The 8,522-nt window shown below is 53.7% G+C and carries 6 protein-coding genes; 2 read left to right on the forward strand and 4 right to left on the reverse strand.

Translation table 11 applies throughout. The features are described 5' to 3' along the window. The coding region (locus D8V06_RS13450; protein ID WP_130931106.1) for a type III PLP-dependent enzyme at positions 1 to 818 on the forward strand (818 nt) is incomplete at its 5' end. Positions 819 to 908: 90 nt separating this feature from the next. Here D8V06_RS13450 and D8V06_RS13455 read toward each other — a convergent pair. The 4 genes from D8V06_RS13455 to D8V06_RS13470 all read right to left on the reverse strand — a co-directional run bounded on the left by D8V06_RS13455 (position 909) and on the right by D8V06_RS13470 (position 5,752). Continuing rightward, on the reverse strand, positions 909 to 1,787 hold the full coding sequence (locus D8V06_RS13455; protein ID WP_130931107.1) for a hypothetical protein: 879 nt from the start codon (positions 1,785 to 1,787) through the stop codon (positions 909 to 911). A gap of 48 nt (positions 1,788 to 1,835) precedes the next feature. After that, the gene (locus tag D8V06_RS13460) at positions 1,836 to 4,052 is read right to left on the reverse strand and encodes an alpha-xenorhabdolysin family binary toxin subunit A (protein WP_130931108.1); all 2,217 of its coding nucleotides are present in this window, start codon (positions 4,050 to 4,052) and stop codon (positions 1,836 to 1,838) included. A gap of 260 nt (positions 4,053 to 4,312) precedes the next feature. Beyond that, on the reverse strand, positions 4,313 to 5,014 hold the full coding sequence (locus tag D8V06_RS13465; protein ID WP_056855257.1) for a tetratricopeptide repeat protein: 702 nt from the start codon (positions 5,012 to 5,014) through the stop codon (positions 4,313 to 4,315). A gap of 57 nt (positions 5,015 to 5,071) precedes the next feature. Then, on the reverse strand, positions 5,072 to 5,752 hold the full coding sequence (locus D8V06_RS13470; protein ID WP_056854985.1) for a Fe2+-dependent dioxygenase: 681 nt from the start codon (positions 5,750 to 5,752) through the stop codon (positions 5,072 to 5,074). Positions 5,753 to 5,959: 207 nt separating this feature from the next. Here D8V06_RS13470 and D8V06_RS13475 point away from each other — a divergent pair, with 207 nt between their 5' ends. Further along, positions 5,960 to 8,284: a TonB-dependent siderophore receptor gene (locus D8V06_RS13475; RefSeq protein WP_130908136.1), complete on the forward strand. Its 2,325-nt coding sequence runs from the start codon at positions 5,960 to 5,962 to the stop codon at positions 8,282 to 8,284. Positions 8,285 to 8,522 lie beyond the last annotated feature (238 nt).

Genomic DNA, 8,522 nt, shown 5'->3' on the forward strand with positions numbered 1-8,522 from the left:
TGCGTCTGTTCTCCACCGACTCCGAAGCCGACCTGCGCAACATCGCCAAGGCTGCCCCGGGCTCGAAAGTCTATGTACGTATTCTCACCGAAGGCTCGACCACCGCCGACTGGCCGTTGTCGCGCAAATTCGGCTGCCAGACCGACATGGCCATGGACCTGCTGATCCTCGCCCGTGACCTCGGCCTGGTGCCCTACGGCATCTCCTTCCACGTCGGTTCGCAACAGCGCGACATCAGCGTCTGGGACGCGGCTATCGCCAAGGTCAAAGTAATCTTCGAGCGTCTGAAAGAAGAAGACGGCATCGAACTGAAGCTGATCAACATGGGCGGCGGCTTCCCGGCCAACTACATCACCCGCACCAACAGCCTGGAAACCTACGCTGAAGAAATCATCCGTTTCCTCAAGGAAGACTTCGGTGATGACCTGCCGGAAATCATCCTCGAACCCGGCCGCTCGCTGATCGCCAACGCCGGTATCCTGGTCAGTGAAGTGGTATTGGTCGCGCGCAAGTCCCGCACTGCGGTTGAGCGCTGGGTATATACCGACGTGGGCAAGTTCTCCGGCCTGATCGAAACCATGGACGAAGCCATCAAGTTCCCGATCTGGACCGAAAAGAAAGGCGAGATGGAAGAAGTGGTCATCGCCGGCCCGACTTGCGACAGCGCCGACATCATGTACGAAAACTACAAGTACGGCCTGCCGCTGAACCTGGCCATCGGTGATCGCCTGTACTGGTTGTCGACCGGTGCCTACACCACCAGTTACAGCGCCGTTGAGTTCAATGGCTTTCCGCCGCTGAAATCGTTTTACGTTTGATAGGCATCCTCTCTGGTCCTGAAACAGGGTAACCCGTGTTCAGGACCAGACATTCCATTAAAAAAGCCCATAAATTTTATGGGCTTTTTTTCATTCACGAAGCCAAAGCTCAAGGTGGTTCATCATCTTCACGCACTCACCAGCGCCCTCCAGGGTGCCGGCCAGCTTGAAGTTTAATTCGCCGAGCCTCGCTGCCGTCTTTGCCCGGAGCAGCTCAATGAACACCCCATGGATACGTCGATAAAGCTCCTCAATGAATAACTGCATCTGAGCGATCACCGCAACGAACCCGGTGAATAACGCTGCGATATCTGCCTTATATTCTTCAGCGCTGACTGAAGGGTCCCTCGAAGAGTAATTGAAGTCCCAGACCGGAGTAGTCACAGGCTCGCCGAATAACGCCTGCGCAACCTTTGGCGTTGCATGGCAATTACAGGACCGATATTCCATGGCTGTGGTGAATACCGACCTCAACCCAAACGATTCTACATATACTTCTCCCAACGTAAATTTCAATTCTCCTACCGCGATTCTTAGCTCATCGAATCGAAGAGCCAGTTCATGAATCAAATCTGGCACCTTCGTTGGCGGAAATAACATCCAGGTCGGGGACCTGGATAAACTGAACTGCCTGAAATCCACCAGATCAATGGGCTCATCCCGCGAGGTTTTTCCGGTCATCTCCAAACATTCACGAGTGAATATGTCGAGATCTGAAAAAAAAGCTTCGCCTAAAAGCAAAGTTTCTCTGGTACGCCCCCAAAAGGTCTTTAAATATCGCTCATTGAACGGGGCATTCACCAAGCGCGAGTCCTTGGGCAGACTGGCAAGTTGATGGCCATTTTTTCTACGATGCTCAAACATAAGCGATATACGATCAAAGGTCGGATACAAAGAACCTAGAAAAGTGCTGTATCGATTTAAAATGCACCGTTGCGCTGATGTAAAACCATAGTCTTGTGAATTCATATTCATCATTTGAAGGGGATGGGCATATGACCACCCCCTAAATCCTGTTTATTGATAAACTGGTTTCATGTATTTGACAACTTCCGCTATTTTGGACATTGCACTATCCGCTCGCTTTTCGACGGAAATCGAAGCATCTTGCTTGAACTCACGAGAAAATTTTTCTACATCATTCTTCAGCTTTGAAAACTCATCCACGTATTTCGAACGACCGTCATCCACCTCGTTCAATGTCTTGACCAGAGTGATTTTCCCATCAATCTGGAGAATATGCCTGGCGTACTTTTGCGAGTGCGCTCGCAAATCAGTTGCCTTCTCGGCGAGTCGGTTATACGCGGCCACCATATTGAGAAAAGAAATAGCCTCACCTAGACCCGAGATTATTTTCTTAAGCATATCAACAGCAAATAACGCAACCTGGACCTGCGGGGGTGCCAAACCCAACGCTTTCAAACTTTCAAGTGACAATTGAGCTTCTTCGCCAATTTTTTCGACGCCAGCTTTGGCGATCAAGTCAATCGCTTCGGACACCGACTTCATCTGCTCAGTCAGCTCGGCCAATTTTTCCTCGGTTTTAATCTTGAGGTCTTCCGTGAATATCCGATCCTGCGTGAGCGCTACAATCCATCCTTCAGGAGCCTCCCGATCATACGGGATGCTAATACCCCTTTGAATGCTTTTTAGATCCTCAGCATGTGCGCAGACTTTATTGGAAAGGTTATTGAGTTCCACCTCCATATCCTCCCGTACTTCATCCGCATCCTCCGGATTAACCAATTCTGCCTGGTAGCCTTTGAGCTTTTTCTCGGCACGCTCAAGAAAAAGAGTAAAGTCCTGAGCATTCTTGCGCAGCTCAAATGTAATCTTGTTAATATTGAACGCTACGCTATTCATCGTAACAACAGTGCCCGGCAAGTAATCGAATTGTTCGAAAAGCATTTGCGCAGAAGTATTCGCCCCTTGCACTTCAGCATTATGACCACGCAGCTTGACCACATTAAAAACCGGAACATCCACACTATAAATCAACCCACGCATTGCCATCCCCTCCCCAAAAACCAAACGATTGCTCTCATATTCTTTATCAGCCTCTGCGAACACGCTGAGCAACTGATCCGAACCTACTTTTATCTGCTCCCAAGGCTCGACAATACTGAGTATCTGATTCTTGAATCGTCTCAGGGAGGTTGCTTCATCCAGCTTGGTAACGTCTTGCATGGAAGCCGCGATGTAGTTACTCAACGCATTCCATACCAGCATAAGGTTTTGAGTCGCCACTTCAGCTTCAACCGCAACGTAACTCAGGTTCTGCAGATCATCACGCACTCTGTTCAAAGAGCTCAGTGTCTGGCTTTTGCTGGCCATCAATTGATTCGCGGTTCTTTGCAAATCTTTAAGCTTATTACGCTGAGTGCGTATCTGCTCAGCTTTGACACCCTGGTAGATGCCGAGAATCAAACCGCCAACATTCAAGGTCGCTGCTGCCTTGATTGCCTCTTGAACCATCTGATCATATTGCTTGTTGAGATCCTCAATCTCTTTTGAGCGCTGATCAATTTCATCCTGCAGAACCTGTATATCTGCCCCATAGGTATTGCTCTTAACAAACTCAAGTCGCAACCTGATTTGCGGCAGCACTTTCGTGAGCATGTCGTGGCCAAACTCGTTCAGTCTGGTTCGTACCGACTCGGCGCTTTGATGACATTGCGTGACCTTGAACAGCAGATCATTGAGGTAGATTCGAATTTCGTTTACATCTCCGGGAGACACCTCATCACTGGGGAGGCCTGGAACTTTCTTTTTCAGTTTCAGATACTCTTCCGGCGTATTGATATTATGTTCTTCCAGATATTTCGATATCTTGAGATCCTCATACACCTCTACAATTGAGTAACCTGTCCTGAGGATGCTGCCGGCAAAAATTTTCAGCTCGTTGCCTGTCAGCATTATGTCCCGGCGTAATGGTGACCAGCGCTTGGCATGGTTATAGGTCAAAGTGAATGTAAGTAAAAAATCACTCGCCGTCAGCCCCTTGCCCCCCTCATCACCCGCGCCGTAATTCAAGTATGCAATTACATCTTGTAGCCGAACAGGAAGAGAAAGCCCTAACGTTTCATACTTCTTGAGACTGATGATCTGTTCCTTGGTCAACTGTATCCCCATTCCACGGTGATGCTCTTCACCCTCACCTAACGATGCATTCACAAACACCTGGGGTGTTTTGGCGGCAGCTTCGACCAGTTCATTATTCGTTTTCAACTCCATCAGAGACTCCTTGTCTTCGTCGAGTATTAAGAAAGAATTAACAACAACAATATTCAAGCGCCGCTTCCGGCGACACTTTTCAATACTGTGAAAACAACCTTAAGGCGATACGAAACAAATCAACAAGTCTTTAACTATTAAAATTCAAGACAGCAGACATTAATAAAATAACCAGACCAGCAACAACCATCCCGCCCGCCAACTTTTACAGCGCGAGATTTTAATATGGGCTTTCTATTAATTAATGAACAGCGAAGCTGTTACGACGTGACCAACTGTGATAATCGCTGTTGATAAACTTCAGCCATCCCACGAATCTGCGGATGTCTTGCGCTCGACAAGGCTACAACGCTCACCCGCAGGAAATTGCTGTTTCCTCCCGCCAACGCCTTGTGCAACCACTCCAGAGCCTCGCCGATTTGTCCTTCTTCCGCCAGGAGCCCTGCATAACTGAATTGCCCACGAAAATCCCCGCCGAGCGCCGAGCGTCGATACCAGCTTCGCGCCGCGAGTGGGTCAGCGAGGCAAAACTTGCCTTCCTCCAGATAACGCCCCAACAGATTCATCGACTTCGCATGGCCCAGTTCGGCTGCCTGGCGATACAGACTCAAGGCTTGCCGCTGATCCACCGCCACGCCACGCCCGGTCGCCAACAGATTGGCATAGTTGTATATCGCCCAATCCAGTCCGGCTTCGGCAGCCTGGCGATAATGCCCCGCAGCAACCGTCGCATCGGCTACGCAACCCCAGCCGTGTTCATGACAACGACCCAGCATGTTGCGCGCCATCAAATGCCCGCCTTGGGCAGCGATCTCGAACCAGCGCACAGCCAGCGGCTGATCCTGCTCAATACCTTGCCCATCCAGCAAAATTTGCCCGAGCAAGGCCTGAGCGTCGAGCACACCCTCACGCGCGGCGATCAAAATCGCCTGTGCAGCGCGTGCCGGGCTTTCCTCGAGCATGGTTTTAAGCTGGTCACCGTCGAGGACTTCCTCGCGGCGCAAACGAAAATCCGCCACTTACACCTCGACCCAGCGGCGCAACAGATTGTGATAAGTGCCGGTCAAGCGGATCAACGATGGGTGATCGGGCACATCGCGGGTCAGGTCGCGGATCGCCCCGTCCATCTCGAACAACAGTGCGCGCTGGCTGTCTTCACGCACCAAGCTCTGCGTCCAGAAGAACGAGGCGTATCGCGTACCCCGCGTCACCGCGTTGACCTTGTGCAGGCTGGTGCCGGGGTACAGGACCATGTCGCCGGCGGGCAACTTCACACGCTGGGTACCGTAGGTATCCTGGATTTCCAGTTCGCCGCCGTCGTAGTCCTCGGGCTCACTGAAGAACAGCGTGGCCGACAGGTCAGTGCGTACCCGTTCGATGCTGCCCTTGGGTTGGCGCACGGCGTTATCGATGTGGAAATCGAAACTGCCACCGGCCGTGTAACAGTTCAGCAACGGAGGAAAGACCTTGTGCGGAAGTGCTGCTGACATGAACTGCGGGTTTTTCCACAGTCGCTCCAGCATGGCCGCGCCAATCTCCTTGGCCAGCGGATGACCTTCCGGCAATTGCAAATTGTGCTTGGCCTTGGCCGACTGGTAACCGGCGGTGATCTTGCCGTCGGCCCAATCAGCCTGTTCCAGAGCCTCGCGGATGCGCTGCACTTCTTCTTTTTCGAACAAGCCTGGAATGTGCAGCAGCATGGCGTAGACACCTGGAAGCAAAAGGACGCCAATGGTATTGATTCTTATTGCCTGTGTAAAACCCGCTAGACGAACGAAGCAGCAAAAACCGTAAGGTCAAATTGTAAAGAATGTAAATTCAGTGCGAATAGCAATATTTCGCAATTGCTACAAATACGTGTTTACCCTATATTCCGCCGCCTCAAATCCTTGGGGAGGGGAATCAAAATGTCACGTCAACACCCACAATTACCGGTCAGCTCACCGCGTTTGCTCGCTTCTGCAATTGGCGTGGCAATCACCGCCGGCTCCGCTGGTCACATGGTTTTCGCGGCTGAAAAAACCGACGAGAAAGCGCCGGGCAACACGATTTCCCTCGGTGCCACGGCCATCACCGGTGAAGCCCAGGACGACACTTCCTACAACGTCGAAAAAGCCTCCTCACCCAAGTACACCGCGCCGCTGGTTGACACTCCGCGTTCGATCACGGTCATCCCGCAACAAGTCCTCAAGGACACGGGCGCGATGAACATGCAGGACGCGTTGCGCACCGTTCCCGGCATCACCTTCGGTGCCGGTGAAGGTGGCAACCCGCAAGGCGACCGTCCGTTCATTCGTGGTTTCGATGCCCAAGGCGACACCTATCTGGATGGCGTGCGCGATACCGGTTCGCAGAGCCGCGAGATCTTCGCCGTAGAGTCGATCGAAGTCAGCAAAGGCCCGAACTCGGCCATCGGCGGCCGCGGCGCGGCCGGGGGCAGCATCAACCTTGTGAGCAAAAAAGCGCATCTGGGCGACTCGTTCGACGGTGGTTTCACCTGGGGCTCCGACCAGACCCAGCGTTACACCATGGACGGCAACTATCAGTTTTCCGACACCGTCGCCGGCCGTCTGAACCTGATGAGCCACGAGAGCAACGTCGCCGGCCGTGACAGCGTCGACTACGATCGCTGGGGCGTGGCGCCGTCGCTGGCGTTCGGCCTGGGCACCGACACCCGGGTCAACCTCGACTACTACCACCTCGAAAGCAACGACACGCCGGACTCGGGCATTCCTTATTCGATCCCGACCGCAGGCTCGGCGGCGCGTACCAAGGCCAATCCGGACAAACCGGATGACGGCGGCGACAGCAGCAACTTCTATGGCCTCGACAACCGCGACTTCCGCAAGACCCGCGTCGACACGGCCACCATTGCCATCGAGCACGACCTGAGCGACGCGCTCACCGTCAAGAACACCCTGCGTCATGGCAACAGCATGCAGGACTACATCCTGACCCAGCCGGACGACAGCAAGGGCAACGTCAACAATGGCAGCGTCTGGCGCCGTGCGAACACCCGCGTCAGCAACACCGAGACCACCACCAACCAGACCGACCTGTTTGGCGACGTCTACATCGCCGGCTTCAAGAACAGCTTCGCTACCGGTATCGAGCTGAGCCGCGAAGAAAGCAAGAAGTCCTCGTACAACGTCAACACCGACACCACGCCAAGAACTGCCGCAGCGACCACCAACTGCAGCCCCGCGCTGATCGGCGCGCCAAGCGGTTACAACTGCACCTCGCTGTCCAGCCCGAACCCGAGCGACCCATGGAACGGCGCGATCTCGCGCAACTATGCCGGCACCGACACTACGGGTAAAACCTACGCGCTCTACGTGTTCGACACTTTGACGTTGTCCGAGCAGTGGCTGGTGAACATGGGCCTGCGCTACGACCACTTCGACACCGACTACAAGACCTACAACGCGGCCGGCACCACCACCTCCAAGGGCGATGATGTCAGCGAATTCGTTACCGGTCAGTTCGGTGTGGTCTACAAGCCGGCGGAAAACGGCAGCATCTATGCGTCCTACGCAACATCCGCCACCCCACCGGGCGCGACCCTGGGCGAAGGCCAGGACGGCAACCCGCTGGGTGGCACGCCTGATCGCAACGGCAACCTGCTCGCCAGCGACATGGAGCCGGAGACCACCAAGAACTACGAAATCGGTACCAAGTGGGATCTGTTGAACGATCGTCTGTCGCTGACGGCTGACATCTTCCGCACCGAGAAAGAAAACGCTCGGGTGCAAACCAACACCACCACGTACGAAAACGTCGGCAAAACTCGCGTTCAGGGTTTCGAACTGTCGGCCACTGGCAAGCTCACCGACAAATGGCAGGTCTTCGCCGGTTACGCCTACATGGACAGCGAGCAAATCGATGGCGGCGACATGCCGGCCAACCGAGCCAACAATGGCAACGAACTGCCGAACACACCGAAAAACAGCGCCAGCCTGTGGACGACTTACCAGGTCACGCCGAAGCTGACCATCGGCGGCGGCGCATTCTATGTCGACGACGTGTTCGGTAGCGCAGCCAACACCACCATGGTTGATTCCTACGTTCGCTACGATGCGATGGCGGCCTACAAGCTGACCAAAAACGTCGACCTGCAATTGAACGTGCAGAACCTGACCGACGAAACCTACTACGACAAAGCGTTCTCGACTCACTTCGCCAACCAGGCGGCGGGCCGTACTGCTTTGCTGAGCACCAACTTCCACTTCTGATTGACTGTCATACGACAATCGCTGTGGGAGCGAGCTTGCTCGCGATGGGGCCATAACATTCAACATGCATGTTGACTGTAAGGCCGCCATCGCGAGCAAGCTCGCTCCCACAGCTTTTGTGTGTAAAAGGAATGTTTCTCGACAACCCACGGCATAATGCGCGCCGTGATGACAACTTTTGAACGAACAAGGCGAGCGACGTGTTGAAGAAAACCCTGTTCCAGTTGCACTGGTTTTT

It is taken from the genome of Pseudomonas sp. Sample_24 (genome assembly GCF_004307605.1).
Taxonomy (GTDB): Bacteria; Pseudomonadota; Gammaproteobacteria; order Pseudomonadales; family Pseudomonadaceae; genus Aquipseudomonas.